We start from the raw sequence: 15,060 nt of genomic DNA on the forward strand, positions 1-15,060 counted from the left end.
GTCTCCGCCAGTGTCCTCGCCACGTGAACCGCTGACCCGCGCGCGCATCGTGGATGCGGCCGTGCGGTTGATCGAATGCGAGGGCGTCGAGGCCGTCTCGATGCGGCGTCTCGCCGCGGAACTGGGCGCGGGCACGATGTCGCTGTACAACCACGTGCCGAACAAGGCCGTGCTGGTGGACCTCGCGGCCGAGCGGATCATGGCGGACGCGCGGCCGTACCAGGTCGACAGCGACGACTGGCGTGATCACCTCCGGGCCCATGCCCGTGCCGTGCGGGAACTGGCGCGCCGGCACCCCCGTGCGTTCGTGATGCTGGCGACGCGACGGCTGAGCAGCGAGGCGGGGTTCCGGACGATCGAGGCGGCGCTGACGAACTTCGACCGCGCGGGGTTCCGGGGCAAGATCGCCGTCGGGATGATGCGGGCCATGGTGTCGTACCTGCTGGGCACGCTGATGAGGGAGGTCGCGACGTCGCCCGAGCTGGGCGGGATCGCGTTGTCGCCCTACGAGGACGTCGACGTGTCGGCGTTCCCGCTGTCCGCAGGGGTGATGGACGAGCTGGGGACCTACGACCACGATCACGAGTTCGAGTTCGGCCTCGAACTCATGATCGCGGCGTTGGAGCGCTACCAGTCCTAAGGACGCATCTCGTAACGGCCGGAGAGCGCTTCCACCTGCTGCCAGACGGCGTCGAAGCGAGCCTGGTCGACGTGCGGCTTGCGGATCTGCGTGATGGCCCACTGCTGCTGGGCCTCGGTGCTGCTGGCCTTGCCGTGCAGGGCGGTCGCGTAGCCGGCGAAGTCGCGGACCAGGACGTCGAAGATCTGGTCGAGCACGTGCGGGTCGGTGTTCGTGATCTTCGCCTGCTCCAGGACCAGCTGGCCGTAGACGACCAGGGTGAAGAGGTGGCCGAGGTTGAGCAGGAAGTCGAGGTCCTTCTGCTGGGCCTCGTCCGGCGCCGCCGTGGTCAGCAGCGTCCTGATGGCCCTGGCCTGCTCGTGGAACAGCGCCACGTTGGGCAGGTGGGCGTGCTCGGTGTAGATCGGCTCCCAGTCGTGGAACTGGATCTTGCCGAGACCGCGCGCGGGGCCCTGGTGCCAGAAGAAGTCGTCGTCCGTCGCGTCGTGGCGCGTCGGGACCTCGTCGTAGGCCTTGGGGTTGAACAGGTAGTTCGGCATGAACTTGAGCACCAGGGCCAGGTTCACGTGCACGGTGCCTTCGAGCTTGGGCAGCGCGCGGATGTCGGCCGTGGCGCGGGTGAAGTACGTGTCCTTCTCGAAACCCTTGGCGGCGATGACGTCCCAGAGCAGGTCGATGACGTTCTCGCCCTCGCTCGTCACCTTCATCTTGGTGATGGGGTTGAAGAGGAGGTAGCGGCGGTCGTTCTCGCCGGCGCTGCGGAAGTAGTCGACGCTGCGGTCCGCGAAGAGCTTCATCGCGGTGAGGCGCGCGTAGGCGTCGACGAAGTTCTGGCGCACGTGCGGGAAGTCCGTGACCGGGTTGCCGTAGAGGATCCGGTTGTGGGCGTGGGTGATCGCCTCGTAGAACGAGTGCTCGCAGATGCCGATGCTGGCCGTGCAGAGGTTGAACTTGCCGACGTTGACGGTGTTGAGCGCGGCGGAGAAGGCGTCGGGGCCGCGGTGCAGGACGTCGGCGTCGGTGATGGGGTAGGCGTCGAGGCGGAACTCGCTCACGAACATCTGGCTGTCGACGACGTTCTTGACGAGGTGGAAGTTCTCGTGCTGGCTGTCCACCGCGAAGAAGACGTACTCGTCGGAGTCCGCGAGCCTGCCGAAGACGCTGACCATGCCGGCGACGTTGCCGTTGCCGATGTAGTACTTGCTGCCGGTGGCCGTGTAGCCGGTCTCCGTCCTCGTGACGATCATGTCGGTGCTGTAGACGTCGGCACCGTGCTCCTTCTCGGACAGTCCGAACGCGAAGACCGCGCCGCTGTCGAGGAGAGCGGCCGCCTTCTGCTTGGCCTCCTCGTTGCCGCTCATCCAGATCGGACCGAGGCCGAGGACCGTGACCTGCCAGGCGTACCAGTACTGCAGGCCGTAGAAGCCGAGCACCTCGCTGAACGCGGCGTTGCGGGCGGCGTCCCAGCGCTTGGTGCCGTCCACACTCGCGGGTGTGCAGAAGGTCGCGAAGAGTTTCTCCTGCTTCACGAAGTCGAGGAACTCGGTGTACCAGACCTTGTCCTGCGCGTCCGCGATGAGCTGCCGCTTGCCGCGGGCCTCGAACCAGTCGACGGTCGCCCTGAGCAGGCGCCGCGTCTCGTCGTCGAGGTGGGCGGGGTCGTAGTGGTTCGGGTCGAGCAGCACTGGGGCCTCCTTGCGTCTCTTCTTTCGGACGCTACCAGTGAGTAACTTGTGGGTCTACGTGGGGTTTCCCTCGTCCCCAGAAATTGTCAGACCCCCGGCGTAACGTGCTCCGCATCACATCTTCTGGCTGGGAGGCTGCGTTGCGATGACGGTGGTTGTGGCGATCGGTACGCGCAAGGGGCTGTGGCTCGCCCGCAGTGAGGATCGGGTGTCGTGGCGGGTCGAGGGCCCTCACCACGCGATGCAGGAGGTGTACGCGGTCGCGTTCGACGCTCGTGCGGGCCTTCGTCTGCTGGCGGGGGTGTCCTCACCGCACTTCGGTCCGGGAGTGTCCACCTCGGACGATCTGGGTGCCACCTGGGAGGAGTCGCCCACGCCGCCGATCGCGTTCCCGGTCGACGACGCGGCCCTCGAACGCGTCTGGCAGCTCCAGCCCGGACCGGCCACGCAGCCGGGCGTGGTCTGGGCGGGCACCCAGCCGTCGGCGCTGTTCAAGTCCTCCGACGGCGGCCGCTCGTTCGAGTTCGTCGAGGGCCTCTGGAACCACCCGCACCGGCCGGAGTGGGGGGCGGGCTTCGGCGGCCAGGCCGTCCACACGATCGTGCCCGACCCGGTCGACCCCGACCGGATGCTGGTGGCGATGTCGACCGGCGGCGTCTACCGCACCGCCGACGGAGGCAAGTCCTGGGAGGCCCGCAACAAGGGCATCAAGGCGTACTTCCTCCCGGACCCGTGGCCGGAGTTCGGCCAATGCGTCCACAAGGTGGCCCAGCACCCGGCGTCGCCTTCGCGCTTCTACGCCCAGAACCACCACGGCGTCTACCGCAGCGACGACGGAGGCGACACCTGGCAGTCGATCGCCGCCGGCCTGCCCACGGACTTCGGCTTCGCCATGGTCGTCCACCCCCACGACCCGGACACGATCTTCACGTTCCCGATCGAGGCGGACGGCCGCCGCTTCCCGCCGGAAGGCAAGTGCCGCGTCTACCGCTCCCAGGACGCGGGCGCCACCTGGCAGGCCCTCGGCGAAGGCCTGCCCGACGACTTCTGGACAGCGGTGATGCGCGACGCCATGTGCACGGACGACGCCGACGTCCCCGGCGTCTACTTCGGCTCCCGCTCGGGCGAGGTCTACGCCAGTCCGGACGAGGGCGAGACCTGGCACCGCGTGGCAGCCCACCTCCCGGACGTGACGTCGGTCCGAGCCGCGGTGATCCCGACGTGAAGGTGAAGGTCCTGATCCCCGGCGTCCTCCGCGCCGCCACCGACGGCGCCGCCCACCTCGACGTGGAAGTCCCGGACCCGGCCACCCTGGGAGCGGCCCTGGACGTCCTGGCGGACACCTACCCGCTACTCGACCGCCGCCTGCGCGACGAGCGCGCAGGCCTGCGCCGCTATGTGAACTTCTACGTCAACGGCGAGGAATGCCGCCGCCTCGGCGGCCCCGCCACCCCACTCCCGTCGGGCGCGGAGATCCAGATCCTGCCGTCGGTGGCCGGCGGCTGACGCCTGCGCCTCGCCGGGTCGCGCCGCACCGGGGATGGCGGCGCGACCCGGTTGCTCGGTTCCGGCGGCGGCCGGGCAACGGGCTGCTCGGCAACGGCGGCGGCCCGGTGGCTGCGGCGGCCCGGCAACGGCGACTGCCCGGTGGCTGCGGCGGCCCGGCAACGGCGACTGCCCGGTGGCTGCGACTGCCCGGCAACGGCGACTGCCCGGTGGCTGCGACTGCCCGGTGGCTGCGGCGGCCCGGTGGCTGCGGCGGCCCGGTACCGGCGGCTGCCCAGCACCGGCGGCCCGGCCGCCCCCGGCACCTGCCTACCAGCGCCCGCCGCCCCAGACCTCGACCGCAGCCGCGACCCAGCTACCGCCGCGACCCAGCTACCGCCGCGACCCAGCTACCGCCGCCACGCACCCGCCTGCCCCAACCACCACCCCGACCGAGTCCAGCCCCGGTCGCGCGAGCGATCAAACCAGCAGCAGCGACTTGCCGAGGGTCGTGCGTTCCTCGAGTGAACGGTGAGCCTTCTCGGCCTCCGCCAACGGGTACGTCGCGCCGATCACCGGCCGGAGCCGGCCCTGCGCGGTGAGGGTGAGCGCGTCCGTGAGGAGTGCGCGCACGGTCGCCGGGTCGGGTGGCCCGGCCGCCAGCACGTTGTCCACGTGCACCTGCCGGCGGGCCGCCAGGTCCGGATCGATGTCGGCGAAGCCGTCCGAGGTGCCGTAGGTGACGAAGTGGCCGCCGTCGGCCACCGTCTCGAACACGGCCCTGCCGAGGGGGCCTCCCGCGCCGTCGAAGGCCAGGCCGACACCGCCCGTCGCCTCGCGGACCTGGTGTTGCCAGCCGTCCAGCGAGTAGTCGACGGCCAGGTCCGCGCCCAGTTCGCGGCTCAGCGCGAGCTTGCGCTCACCGCGGGCCGCGGCGACGACTCCTGCGCCGGCGTCGCGCAGGAGTTGCACGAGCAGCGAACCCGCGCCGCCCGTCGCGGCCGCCACCAGGACCCACTCGTCCTTTCTGATCTCCGCGCGCCGGGCGAGCATGAGTGCGGTGACGCCGTCGTGCACCAGGGCCGCCGCCTCGGCCGAGCGCAGGCCGTCGGGTACCGCGACGATCTCCTCGGCGGGGAAGACCATCTGTTCCGCGTAGCCGCCCGATCCGCGGCTGATGACGTGCCGGCCCAGCCACGCCGGGTCCACGCCTTCGCCGACCGAGAGCACGTGGCCCGCGCCGCCTCCGCCTGGTACGTACGGAAGTGTCAGCGGGAAGTACTCGCCGCCCCAGCCGCTGCGCAGCAGCGTGTCGAGGAAGATCACGTCGGCGACCTCCATGCCCACCACGACCTGCCCCGGACCTGCCACCGGCGCGGGAACCTCCTCCGCGCGAAGCACCTCCGGACCACCGAACTCGTGCACACGGACAGCACGCACCACAACCACATCCCCGCCTAGATCAACCTGGCCACGGCCCACCGTAAAAGCTCCAGCTTGGTGGAGATCAAGCCCAGATCTCAGCAGGTGGCGAAGTCGTCGAGCAGTGCCGAGGCGACCTCGACGTCCGGGCTGAGCTGGCGGTCGGCCATGTCCGGGTTGAGCTTCGACTCGGCGGCCTCGAAGGCGGCCCGCAGCGATTCCGTCTGAGGCGTGATGCCGCGTAGCCGCAGGGCGCGGACGGCGGCCACGACCTCGCAGGCTAGGACGAGGCGGAACGCGCTCAGCGAGCGCAGGGCCTGGGAGGCGGACTGGAAGGCGAAGCTCGAGTTCTCCTCCTGGCCGCGCGACACGACGGCGTTGCCGATGCTCGCGGGTTCGGCGAGGGTGCGGACCTCGGCCAGCGCGGAGTTGGCGCTGTACTCGAGGATCATCACGCCCGAGCTGCCGGGTACGCCCTCGGCGAGGAACGGGCGCAGGCCGGTGAAGTTCGGCTCGACCAGCGTCGCGAGGCGGGCGGTCGAGATGTGGCCGGTGTGCAGCATCGAGAGCCGGAGCCGGTCGAGCGCCTGGCCCAGGTACGCGCTGTGGAACGCGCCGTGGTGGTAGGCGGCGTCGTCCTCCGGGCCGAAATGGTAGGAGACGATCAGCGGGTTCTCGGCGGCGGCGTTGAGCTCGACGTCGAGCACCCGGCCCAGGTCGGTGGCGGCGTCGACGGCCGGGCCGTGGATCTGCGGGAAGCACCGGTAGCCGAACGGGTCCTGGATGCGCGCCGGCGGGCGTGGTGGTTCGCCGATCAGGCGGCGCATCTCGGCGGCCACGGCGACCTGACCTGGATGAGGGCGGCCGAGGTGGACGCGTTCGTCGTAGGCCTCGACGGCTCCGTCCACGGCGAGGAACGACAGCGCGGCGACGACGTGCGTGGCCTTGAGGAGCTGGTGCGCGTCCTGCCAGGCCAGACCCGCCATGCCGATGGTGAGGGCGTTGCTGCTGATCAACGCCAGCGCGTCGCCCGAGTCGAGTGCGATCGGGTCGGGGGTCTGCGTGGAGCCGAGCCAGTAGCGCTCGCCGAGCAGGGTCAGGCCGGTTTCGGCGAGGGCGGTGAGGTCGCCCGTGCCGATGGCGCCGTACTCGTGGACGCCGGGGTAGCAACTGCTGTTCAGCGCGGCGAGCAGCGCGTCCGCCACGGCTCTGCGCACGCCCGCGCCGCCCGCGAGGAGCTGGTTGAGGCGCACGACCATCATGGCGCGCACCTGTTCCTCGGGGAGCATGCCGCCGAGTCCGCCCGCGTGGCTGCGCAGCAGGCGCAGGCCGTGCTCGGCCCAGCCCTCCGTGCTGACGATCTGGTCGCGGTTCGCGCCGACGCCGGTCGTGCGGCCGTACACCTGTCGTCGCACCACAAGGCGCTGGCTGGCGCCCCACGAAGCTTCGAGACGTGCGAGCCCGTCAGCGTGCAGCGCCACCGGCGAGTGGAACCGCGCGACGCGCACCACGTCGTCGGCGCTGAGGGACTGACCGTCCAGCACGACGGGGGAGTCTTCGACCATGGCGCCAATGTGAGCACATAGGGTTCAGAGGTGCTCGTACTGCATGGCCTGTGCACGACCGACGGCGTTCTCGCGCTGTGGGCCGAAGACTCCGGGCTGCCCGCACGTAGCGAGAGCACGCGTCGGGACGCACCGCACCCGTTCGCGGCGTCGGCCGAGTCGCTGGCCGCCGCGCTCGGGCAGGAACCGCGCAAAACGACCACACGGACGTTGCTCCTGCCGTCGTTCTCGTCGGGGCCGATGGCGTCGCCCGAACTGGTGCGCGACCCGCTGGCGGCGGGACGAGCGCAGCGCGGCAAGGTGCAGCTGCGGCAGTGGGGCGTGCCCACCATCCGCCTCGACGGTGCCCCGGAGCGTGGTGCCGAGGTGCGGCTGAGCGACTCCGCGCGGTTCGTGTTCGACGTGGCCGCCTTCGCCGCCGACCTGGTCGACCGCGGCCGGGTGCTGCCGTCGATCGCTCCGGAGCGGGCCGTCGCACTGTGGGCGCCGGTGCTCTCGGGGACGGATTCGGCGCGGTTCGCGGCGCTGCAGGCCGCGATGCCGCCCGCCTGCCGGTGCGAGCAGATCGTCGGCGACCCGGCGGAACTCGTGCGCGCGGCACTGACGACAGCGGTCGACGAGCAGGTGCGGAGCCGGCTGAGCGGCACCGCTCTCGCCCCGGCGGGACGAGGCCGTGCGACGACGGCGGAGTCCTGGCTCGCCGCGCTCACCGGCGAGCCCGCCTTCGACGCGGACCCCGTCGAACTCTACGAACTGCGCGAGCAACTGGACCGCTGGCGCGACAGCGCGGGCAACGAAAGCCCCGTGCGCACCTGCTTCCGGCTGCGCTCGCCGGAGCAGCGCAACGACGACGAGTGGGCCGTCGAGTTCCTGCTTCAGGCCGTCGACGAGCCGAGTGTTCTCGTGCCCGCGCAGCAGGTCTGGTTCGCGGACGACGGCGTGCTGCGGCGCTGGATCCCGGCGCCGCAGGAACACCTGCTGGCCGATCTCGGCCGCGCGAGCAAGCTGCACCCCGACCTGGACGAGGCGTTGCGCGGCTCGCACCCCGCCGAGATGGAGGTCAGCGCGGAGGGCGCGTACCGGTTCCTGACCGCCGCACCGGTGCTGGCACAGGCCGGGTTCGGCGTGCTGCTGCCGTCGTGGTGGCAGCAGACGACGAAGCTGGGCCTGAAACTCACCACGAAGAGCCGCGGTACCGCGGGAACCGTCGCCAAGGAGAGCGAGATCGGCTTGAAGTCCATTGTGGACTACAAGTGGGAGCTCGCCCTCGGCGAGGACACGCTGACCGACGCCGAGCTCGCCGAACTGGCCAGGGCGAAGGTGCCGCTGGTCAAGGTGCGCGGCCAGTGGGTGCAGGTCGACCAGAAACGGCTCGCCGCCGGACTCGCGTTCCTCAAGCGCGGCGGTGGGCAGATGACCGCCGTCGAGGTCATGCTCCACAGTGGACTGAAGGCGGAAGACGAGAGCCTGCCGCTTCCGCTGATGTCCGTCGAGGCGGATGGCTGGCTCGGCGACCTGTTGTCCGGCAAGGCCGACGAACAGCTCGAACCCGTCGAGCCGCCGGAGAACTTCGGCGCGCGGCTGCGTCCGTACCAGCAGCGCGGCCTGGCGTGGCTCGCGTTCCTCGACAGGATCGGCCTGGGAGCGTGCCTGGCCGACGACATGGGTCTCGGCAAGACCGTGCAGCTGCTGGCACTGGAAGCCTTGAACCGCGCCGACGGCAAGAGGCCGCCCACGTTGCTGATCTGCCCGATGTCGGTCGTCGGCAACTGGCAACGCGAGGCAGCGCGGTTCACCCCGGACCTCTCGGTGCACGTGCACCACGGCGCGGACCGCCTGAACGGTGACGCGTTGCGCGAAGCCGTGGAGAGCCACGACCTGATCCTCACCACCTACTCGCTGGCCGCCCGCGACGCCGACGCGCTGAGCGACCTCACCTTCGGCCGGGTGGTGCTCGACGAGGCGCAGAACATCAAGAACAGCTCGACCCGCCAGTCCCAGGCGGTGCGTCAGCTCAAGGCACGGCACCGCGTCGCGCTCACCGGCACGCCCGTCGAGAACCGCCTCGCCGAGCTCTGGTCGATCATGGACTTCGCCAACCCCGGTGTGCTGGGCACGGTCAACACGTTCCGCGCCCGCTTCGCCGTCCCGGTGGAGCGCCACAACGACCAGGACGCCGCCGCCCGCCTGCGCAAGATCACGAACCCGTTCGTGCTGCGCCGCGTGAAGACCGATCCGCGCATCATCAGCGACCTGCCGGACAAGGTCGAGATGCGCCAGCTCTGCAACCTCACCGCCGAGCAGGCCTCGCTCTACCAGGCCGTCGTCAACGACATGCTCGAGAAGATCGAGGAGGCGGACGAGGGTGTCGAGCGGAGGGGACTCGTGCTCGCGACCATGTCGAAGCTCAAGCAGGTCTGCAACCACCCCGCGCACTTCCTCGGCGACGGCTCCCGCGTCGCCGGCCGCTCCGGCAAGCTCACGCGCCTGGAGGAAGTGCTCGAAGAAGTGCTCGCCGAGGGCGACAAAGCGTTGTGCTTCACGCAGTTCACCGAGTTCGGCAGCATGCTCGTGCCGTACCTGGCCGCACGCTTCGACACCGAGGTGATGTTCCTGCACGGCGGCACGAACAAGGCATCTCGCGACCGCATGGTGGAGCGCTTCCAGGACAGCAAGGGCCCGTCGCTGTTCCTGTTGTCGCTCAAGGCGGGCGGCACCGGTCTCAACCTCACCGCCGCGAACCACGTGATCCACCTGGACCGCTGGTGGAACCCGGCGGTCGAGGACCAGGCGACCGACCGCGCGTTCCGGATCGGCCAGCGCCGCAACGTGCAGGTGCGCAAGTTCGTGTGCATCGGCACGCTGGAGGAACGCATCGACGCCATGATCGAGGAGAAGCGCGCACTGGCCCAGCTGGTCGTCGGCGCCGGCGAGAACTGGCTCACCGACCTGTCCACCGCGCAGCTGCGCGACCTGCTGGCGTTGTCCGGGGAGGCCATCGGTGAGTGAGCACCGGTCCGGCGAACGTTTTCAGTACGGTAAAACCATCAAGGTCGACAACGGTCTCAAGGCCAAGAGCAAGCGCGGCGACATCGGCGCCACCTGGTGGTCGCGCCGGTTCATCGAGGTGCTGGAGTCCTTCGGCATGGGCGGCCGGCTGACCCGCGGCCGCAACTACGCGCGGCAGGGCCAGGTGCTGTCGTTGTCGCTGTCCACGAGCATGGTCATCGCCTTGGTGCAGGGTTCGCGCCCCACGCCGTACAAGACGCGGATCGCGATCAAGGCGTTCACCGGCCAGGAGTGGCAGCGCATCGAGCACGCGCTGGCCGGCAAGGCCCTGTACGCGGCGAAACTGCTGGCCGGCGAGATGCCCGCGGATATCGAGACGTTGTTCGCCTCGCTGGGACTGCGGCTCTTCCCCGCGACGCAGCGCGAGATGACGATGGACTGCAGCTGCCCGGACTGGGAGGTGCCGTGCAAGCACCTCGCCGCCGCCTGTTACCTGCTCGCCGAGTCGTTCGACAACGACCCGTTCGAGATCCTCGCCTGGCGCGGCCGCAGCCGTGAGGACCTGCTCGACCGTCTCCGCGCGCTGCGCGGCACGGCGCGTTCCGCCGTGGCCCGTGAGGAGGCGCCGCCGCTGACGAGGTGCCTCGACACGTTCTGGCAGCGGCAGACCACGTCGAACCTCCACTTCGGCGACCCCACGGCGGTCGTGCGCACGGACGCGGTGCTCGATCAGCTCGACGGTGTGCCGATCACCGTGGGCGGGTCGTCGCTGGCCGACCTGTTGCGCCCGGCCTACCTGTCGCTGAAGCCCGAGGAGTAGAGCTCGCGCGAGTCCGAACCGGCTGCCCGCCTCAGCGGATCCAGCCGAGGCGGCAGGAACACTGACTCTCCCGGAGCACCTCCTTCTTGGTCCTGGCCGCGGCACCGCGCTGGTTGTCGCGTTCGAGGACCAGCAGCGTGCGGTCGTTCAGCGCGGTGATCTCGGACGTGCCGCTGCCGATCACCGGCACGCCTTCGGCCCGTTGCCGGCGGCTGCCTTCGCGACCGCCTAGGGCTGCGGAACCTCCTTGGTCAGCGTCAGTTCCCACCGGATGGGCAAATGGTCACTCGGCGGCTGCGGTCAGCCGGGCACCGAGGCTGCGGAACCGGTGGAAGCACCGGGGTCCAGCGCGTTCAAGCGCGGGAGGGCAGTGCGGCGCGCACGCGGCAGCCGTTGGCGAGATGGTGCTCGGGCGGCGGCGGTGGGCAGCCGGGTGCGGTGGGCGGCGGCGGTGGGCAGCCGGGTGCGGTGGGAGCCGGCGGACCCGTTGGGCGCTGTGTGGTCCGGGCGCGGTGGCTTGTGGGCGCGCGGAGGGCGAGCGGCTCGGGCCTGTCGGCGGTGGATTGAGCGGGCGGCTGGGGCCCCTTGTCCTTGGGTCAGTGGAGGAGCTTCTGCTTGGAGCGGTTGGCCCACAGGGTTACGCCGGCGCCGGCGAGGCCCACCTGCAGAGCCAGTTCGATCCAGTCGATTCCCGGGGTGTCGGCCACGCCCAGGACCGTGGCGGCCGCGGTGCCCAGCAGGGCGGCGACGATGCCCACGAGGATGGTCGCGAGCAGCGACACGTGTTGCCTGCCCGGGATCACCAGGCGGCCCAGGCCGCCGATGACGGCTCCGAAGAGCAGTGCGGTGAACAAGCCGTCGATCTCCACTGTGGTACCCCCTGCGACTCTGGTGCTTGTCCCTCCAGAGTCCGCTGGCTGCGGGGCCCGCGAATCAGGTCTTCCCCTGAGTGCCCCCTGAGTTCGCCCCTAGGAGCACGGCGGCTGTCGCGGAGAGTTCGCGGCCCGGCACGTCCGGGTCGCAGCCCACCCTGGCGAGGCGGGCCCGGATGGCCGTGGGGGAGCGCTCCATGGCGTCGGCCAGGGACCTGATCAGTTTCGGGGAGTCGGCCTCGGACGGGGTGAGCCAGGCGGCGCGCAGGTCGGTGTCGAGGGCTTCGGTCCAGGGCTGGTTGGCGTTCGCGTGGCGGGACGGGCGGCTGCGCAGGCGCGTGTGGGCGCTCAGGACCCGCGCGAGGAGCTTGCCGATCGTCACGCCGCCCTCTACCGGCAGGCGGAGGCGGCCGTCCGCGATCACCTCGCCCGAGTCGAGTGAGCCGAGCAGGTCGAGCACCATCGATTCGTCGGAGTCGGTCGTCGCGCTCAGCCGGTAGTTGACCTCGCCGAGCTTGATCTCGTTGTGGAAGGTGGATGTCATGGGGTCGACGTTAGGGAGGGGGTCTGACGGTTTTTCCGAGGTTGGGCCCCGGAGGCCGTTGTGCTGCGGGGAGTTCACTCGAAGGGGTGGTGGCCTAGCCCGAGGTCACGGACTTTCGGCCGGTCCCGATGTCGGCGGCGTCGGCGGCGGCACGCCCAGCACCCCACCCGGCGGCGGAGCGCACCGTGACGCGCGAGGTGCGCGTCTGCGTGAACATCTGCTCGAACAGCGTGTCCACGGCCTGCTTGCGGTCCGCGAGCACCGGCAGCAGCCGCTCGTCCGAGGCGATCGGGTCGTCCGGGGCAGCGGGCGCGGCCGCCATCGTCTCCAGCCGCTCCCCGATCCGCGACGCGTACGCCACCAGGAACGACTTGCGGAACGGCCGCGAGCGCGCCTCACTGCCCTTACCGGCCCGTCCGCCAACGGCGACCATCGCCCGTGTCGCCTGCACGAGCAGAGACGTCGACAGCAGCTCCACGCTCTCCAGGTCGACCTCGTCACCGACGAGAGCGATGAACCCGAACCCTTCGTAAGCCACAGCCCGCGACCGGAAGGCCTCCGACACCACGTGCACGAGCTGTGACTTCTCCTTGAAGTAGCTCTTGTCCAGCCACATCCGCCGCGACGTCGCCTCCGCCGGCAGGTCCGCGTCCAGCATCGCCCGCTCCAGCGCGTGCCGGTTCATCAGCTCCTGCGCCTTGGCCGACAGCGCCTCCGCCTCCTCGGGGAACGCCGTCGACTCGGCCTTCGCCAGCAGGCCGCGCACCCGGTTGAGCACCTTCGGGTCCAGCCCCGCGCGCACGGCCGACATCAGCACGTCGCCCGGCAACGGCAGGATCTGCGGCAACGACGGCATCCGTCCGAGGAACTTCAACAGCTCGGCGGCCGTGCGGTTCGCATACGACATCGTCTCGATGTGACGCGTCGCCCACGCCTCGATCAGCGGCCCCTCCCACCACACCGAGGCGCCGATCTCGTCCAGCTGACGCTGCCACCGCGGATGCACGGTCGCCGGAGCATGCGGCGAACAGGACAAAGCGATCACGTCCACCACGAGAGAGGCGGCCGACTCATCGAGCGAACGCGACACCATCTCGCGCACGTCGTACGGCAGCCAGCCGCGCTGCCAGAGCGCATCGACCGCTTTCACCAGTTCCACGCCATGCAGTATGAGACGTCCGCCATGTGCAAAGGTCGGGGACCACCTGGTAGACACGGGATGTGATCGAGCTCCAGTTCCGCGGCCGGACCGTCGTCCGCGACCACGCGCTGGTGATGGCGATCATCAACCGCACGCCGGACTCGTTCTACGACAAGGGCGCCACCTACGCCGAGGACGTGGCCATGGAGGCCGTGCACCGCGTCGTGGACGAAGGCGCGGACATCGTGGACATCGGCGGTGTGAAGGCCGGCCCCGGCGATCTGGTCGACTCCGGCGAGGAAGTGCGCCGCGTCGTGCCGTTCATCGCGCGCGTGCGTGCCGCCTACCCGGATCTGATCATCAGCAGCGACACCTGGCGCGCGGACGTCGGCCGCCTCGTCTGCGAGGCCGGGGCCGACCTGCTCAACGACACGTGGGCGGGCGCGGACCCGCAGCTGGCCGAGGTCGCCGCGGAGTACGGCGCCGGCTACGTCTGCTCGCACACGGGCGGTGCGGTGCCCCGCACGCGTCCGCATAGGGTTAGTTACCCGAACCTCGTCGCGGACGTCATCGCGGAGACGACGTCGCGTGCCGAGAGGGTGGTCTCGCTCGGTGTGCCTCGTAAGAGCGTGCTGATCGACCCCACACACGACTTCGGCAAGAACACATGGCACAGCCTCGCGCTGGTGCGGCACACGGACGAGCTGGTGGCGACCGGGTGGCCGGTGCTGATGGCTCTGTCCAACAAGGACTTCGTCGGGGAGACCCTCGGCGTGGAACTGAACGAGCGCGTCGAGGGCACCCTCGTCGCGACCGTGATCGCGGCGTTGGCGGGCGCCGCGGTCTTTCGCGCGCACGAGGTGGCGCGCACCAGACGAGTACTCGAGTCCGTCGCTCGACTCTGAGCTGGAGGTATCAGGTGGACGACGTCTTCGCCCGGTTTTCGGACGACCGGTGGGACGACTTCCTCGACGAACTCGACAAGATCCGCGTGAGCGTGGTGGATCCCGCGGAACGACAGCAGCTGAAGGTCACCGCACGCCGCGACGCACGAGAAGCGGGCACTCAGCCGTTGCTCGTGCGGATGGCCCTCGCGGACCACTACCTGAACCTGCTCGCCATCGGCGTGTGGGCGGGCGACGAGAGCTGGCGTGCCGATCTGCGTGACCTGGTCGTCTCTCTCGTGCCCGCGGAGGACGAGTCACGCGACGACGCACTGCTGAGCTCTGTCATCGCCGTGGTGCTCGCACAGCTGCTGCAGGACGCACGCCTGCGTGGCGGTTCCGAGGCCGACGTCATCGCACGGTCGGCGTGGGAGAAGGCCCAGGAGTGGGCTGCCTACGCGGAGGACCGTCACGTGGAACGGCTCCTGTACGCCTCCACGGAGGCCGGTGCGCGCGTGGTGACGGCCTCGGAGGTGCAGGAGGTCGTCGAGCTCGCCACGGCCGCAGCGGACGACCAGCACGCCGAAACGATCGCCGCTCTGGAGACCGAGGGCTTCACCGCGGAGTTCATGAACGGCGTGTGGGTGGTGGAGGGCGAGTTCCGCAACGCGGTGCGGGCCGCTGCGCGCGCGATCACGCTCACGGGCCATGGCTGCGTCCTCGCGCGCAACATTCGGTCATCGGCCGTGATGCTGTGGCACGAGAACACGCTCGCCATGGCGGACTCGAAGGTGCCGCGCTGGCGCGTCTACCCGATGCTCGCGCCCGTTACGCCGCAATCGAAGTTTTCCGGCGGTGAAGGCCTGCCGTTCACCCGCGAGACACACCCGCTGGCACCCGCTCCAGAAGTCGTCCGCCGGTTGGCGGACGCCGTTGGTGTCAACCTGTCCCATCTGCTGGCTGCATTGCGGTGAAAGGGTGATCTTTGACGTT

At 70.3% G+C, this 15,060-nt stretch carries 14 protein-coding genes; 7 read left to right on the top strand and 7 right to left on the bottom strand.

What is annotated here, in order from left to right:
• Nucleotides 1-10 precede the first annotated feature (10 nt).
• Nucleotides 11-640, top strand: a complete 630-nt coding sequence (locus tag BLR21_RS23205) for a TetR/AcrR family transcriptional regulator C-terminal domain-containing protein (protein WP_090008161.1) — start codon at nt 11-13, stop codon at nt 638-640.
• Here the strand turns inward: BLR21_RS23205 and BLR21_RS23210 are convergent.
• Entirely contained in the window at nt 637-2,325 is a 1,689-nt protein-coding gene (locus tag BLR21_RS23210; RefSeq protein ID WP_090008163.1) for an acyl-CoA dehydrogenase family protein, read from the bottom strand. The genes BLR21_RS23205 and BLR21_RS23210 overlap by 4 nt on opposite strands.
• Nucleotides 2,326-2,470: 145 nt before the next feature.
• Between BLR21_RS23210 and BLR21_RS23215 the strand changes: the two genes are divergently transcribed.
• Together BLR21_RS23215 and BLR21_RS23220 are read left to right on the top strand one after the other, a co-directional pair.
• Nucleotides 2,471-3,550 carry a WD40/YVTN/BNR-like repeat-containing protein gene (locus BLR21_RS23215; RefSeq protein ID WP_090008165.1) on the top strand — a complete coding sequence of 360 codons (1,080 nt, stop codon included), beginning with the start codon at nt 2,471-2,473 and terminating at the stop codon, nt 3,548-3,550.
• On the top strand, nt 3,547-3,831 hold the full coding sequence (locus BLR21_RS23220) for a MoaD/ThiS family protein (RefSeq protein WP_090008168.1): 285 nt from the start codon (nt 3,547-3,549) through the stop codon (nt 3,829-3,831). Before BLR21_RS23215 ends, BLR21_RS23220 begins: the two co-directional genes overlap by 4 nt.
• 459 nt (nt 3,832-4,290) lie before the next feature.
• Here BLR21_RS23220 and BLR21_RS23225 read toward each other — a convergent pair whose 3' ends face one another.
• Together BLR21_RS23225 and BLR21_RS23230 are read right to left on the bottom strand one after the other, a co-directional pair.
• Nucleotides 4,291-5,250: a zinc-binding dehydrogenase gene (locus BLR21_RS23225; protein WP_090008360.1), complete on the bottom strand. Its 960-nt coding sequence runs from the start codon at nt 5,248-5,250 to the stop codon at nt 4,291-4,293.
• 80 nt (nt 5,251-5,330) lie between these two features.
• Nucleotides 5,331-6,797: an aromatic amino acid ammonia-lyase gene (locus BLR21_RS23230; protein WP_090008170.1), complete on the bottom strand. Its 1,467-nt coding sequence runs from the start codon at nt 6,795-6,797 to the stop codon at nt 5,331-5,333.
• A gap of 30 nt (nt 6,798-6,827) precedes the next feature.
• Here BLR21_RS23230 and BLR21_RS23235 point away from each other — a divergent pair, with 30 nt between their 5' ends.
• Nucleotides 6,828-9,806, top strand: a complete 2,979-nt coding sequence (locus BLR21_RS23235) for a DEAD/DEAH box helicase (RefSeq protein ID WP_090008172.1) — start codon at nt 6,828-6,830, stop codon at nt 9,804-9,806.
• Complete coding sequence (locus BLR21_RS23240) at nt 9,799-10,626, top strand: SWIM zinc finger family protein (protein WP_090008174.1); 828 nt, start codon at nt 9,799-9,801, stop codon at nt 10,624-10,626. Before BLR21_RS23235 ends, BLR21_RS23240 begins: the two co-directional genes overlap by 8 nt.
• A 31-nt stretch (nt 10,627-10,657) precedes the next feature.
• Here the strand turns inward: BLR21_RS23240 and BLR21_RS41765 are convergent, their stop codons facing one another.
• The 4 genes from BLR21_RS41765 to BLR21_RS44425 all read right to left on the bottom strand — a co-directional run bounded on the left by BLR21_RS41765 (nt 10,658) and on the right by BLR21_RS44425 (nt 13,201).
• Nucleotides 10,658-10,810 carry an esterase-like activity of phytase family protein gene (locus tag BLR21_RS41765; protein ID WP_143027842.1) on the bottom strand — a complete coding sequence of 51 codons (153 nt, stop codon included), beginning with the start codon at nt 10,808-10,810 and terminating at the stop codon, nt 10,658-10,660.
• 412 nt (nt 10,811-11,222) lie between these two features.
• Nucleotides 11,223-11,495: a GlsB/YeaQ/YmgE family stress response membrane protein gene (locus tag BLR21_RS23245; protein ID WP_090008176.1), complete on the bottom strand. Its 273-nt coding sequence runs from the start codon at nt 11,493-11,495 to the stop codon at nt 11,223-11,225.
• 64 nt (nt 11,496-11,559) lie between these two features.
• Nucleotides 11,560-12,042 carry a hypothetical protein gene (locus tag BLR21_RS23250; protein ID WP_090008178.1) on the bottom strand — a complete coding sequence of 161 codons (483 nt, stop codon included), beginning with the start codon at nt 12,040-12,042 and terminating at the stop codon, nt 11,560-11,562.
• Between the two features lie 94 nt (nt 12,043-12,136).
• Nucleotides 12,137-13,201, bottom strand: coding sequence for a DUF2786 domain-containing protein (locus BLR21_RS44425; protein WP_090008180.1), 1,065 nt, complete (start codon nt 13,199-13,201; stop codon nt 12,137-12,139).
• 62 nt (nt 13,202-13,263) lie between these two features.
• Between BLR21_RS44425 and folP the strand changes: the two genes are divergently transcribed.
• On the top strand, nt 13,264-14,088 hold the full coding sequence (gene folP, locus BLR21_RS23260; RefSeq protein WP_090008182.1) for a dihydropteroate synthase: 825 nt from the start codon (nt 13,264-13,266) through the stop codon (nt 14,086-14,088).
• 14 nt (nt 14,089-14,102) lie between these two features.
• Nucleotides 14,103-15,041 carry a hypothetical protein gene (locus tag BLR21_RS23265; RefSeq protein WP_030479172.1) on the top strand — a complete coding sequence of 313 codons (939 nt, stop codon included), beginning with the start codon at nt 14,103-14,105 and terminating at the stop codon, nt 15,039-15,041.
• Nucleotides 15,042-15,060: the final 19 nt, after the last annotated feature.

Source organism: Lentzea albidocapillata subsp. violacea (genome assembly GCF_900100275.1).
Lineage (GTDB): Bacteria > Actinomycetota > Actinomycetes > Mycobacteriales > Pseudonocardiaceae > Lentzea > Lentzea violacea.

What these genes read in the sequence shown, in the direction of transcription:
- BLR21_RS23215 (WP_090008165.1), top strand. Translation starts at nt 2,471, where the DNA reads ATGACGGTGGTTGTGGCGATCGGTACGCGCAAGGGGCTGTGGCTCGCC.
- BLR21_RS23230 (WP_090008170.1), bottom strand. Translation starts at nt 6,797, where the DNA reads ATGGTCGAAGACTCCCCCGTCGTGCTGGACGGTCAGTCCCTCAGCGCC.
- BLR21_RS23250 (WP_090008178.1), bottom strand. Translation starts at nt 12,042, where the DNA reads ATGACATCCACCTTCCACAACGAGATCAAGCTCGGCGAGGTCAACTAC.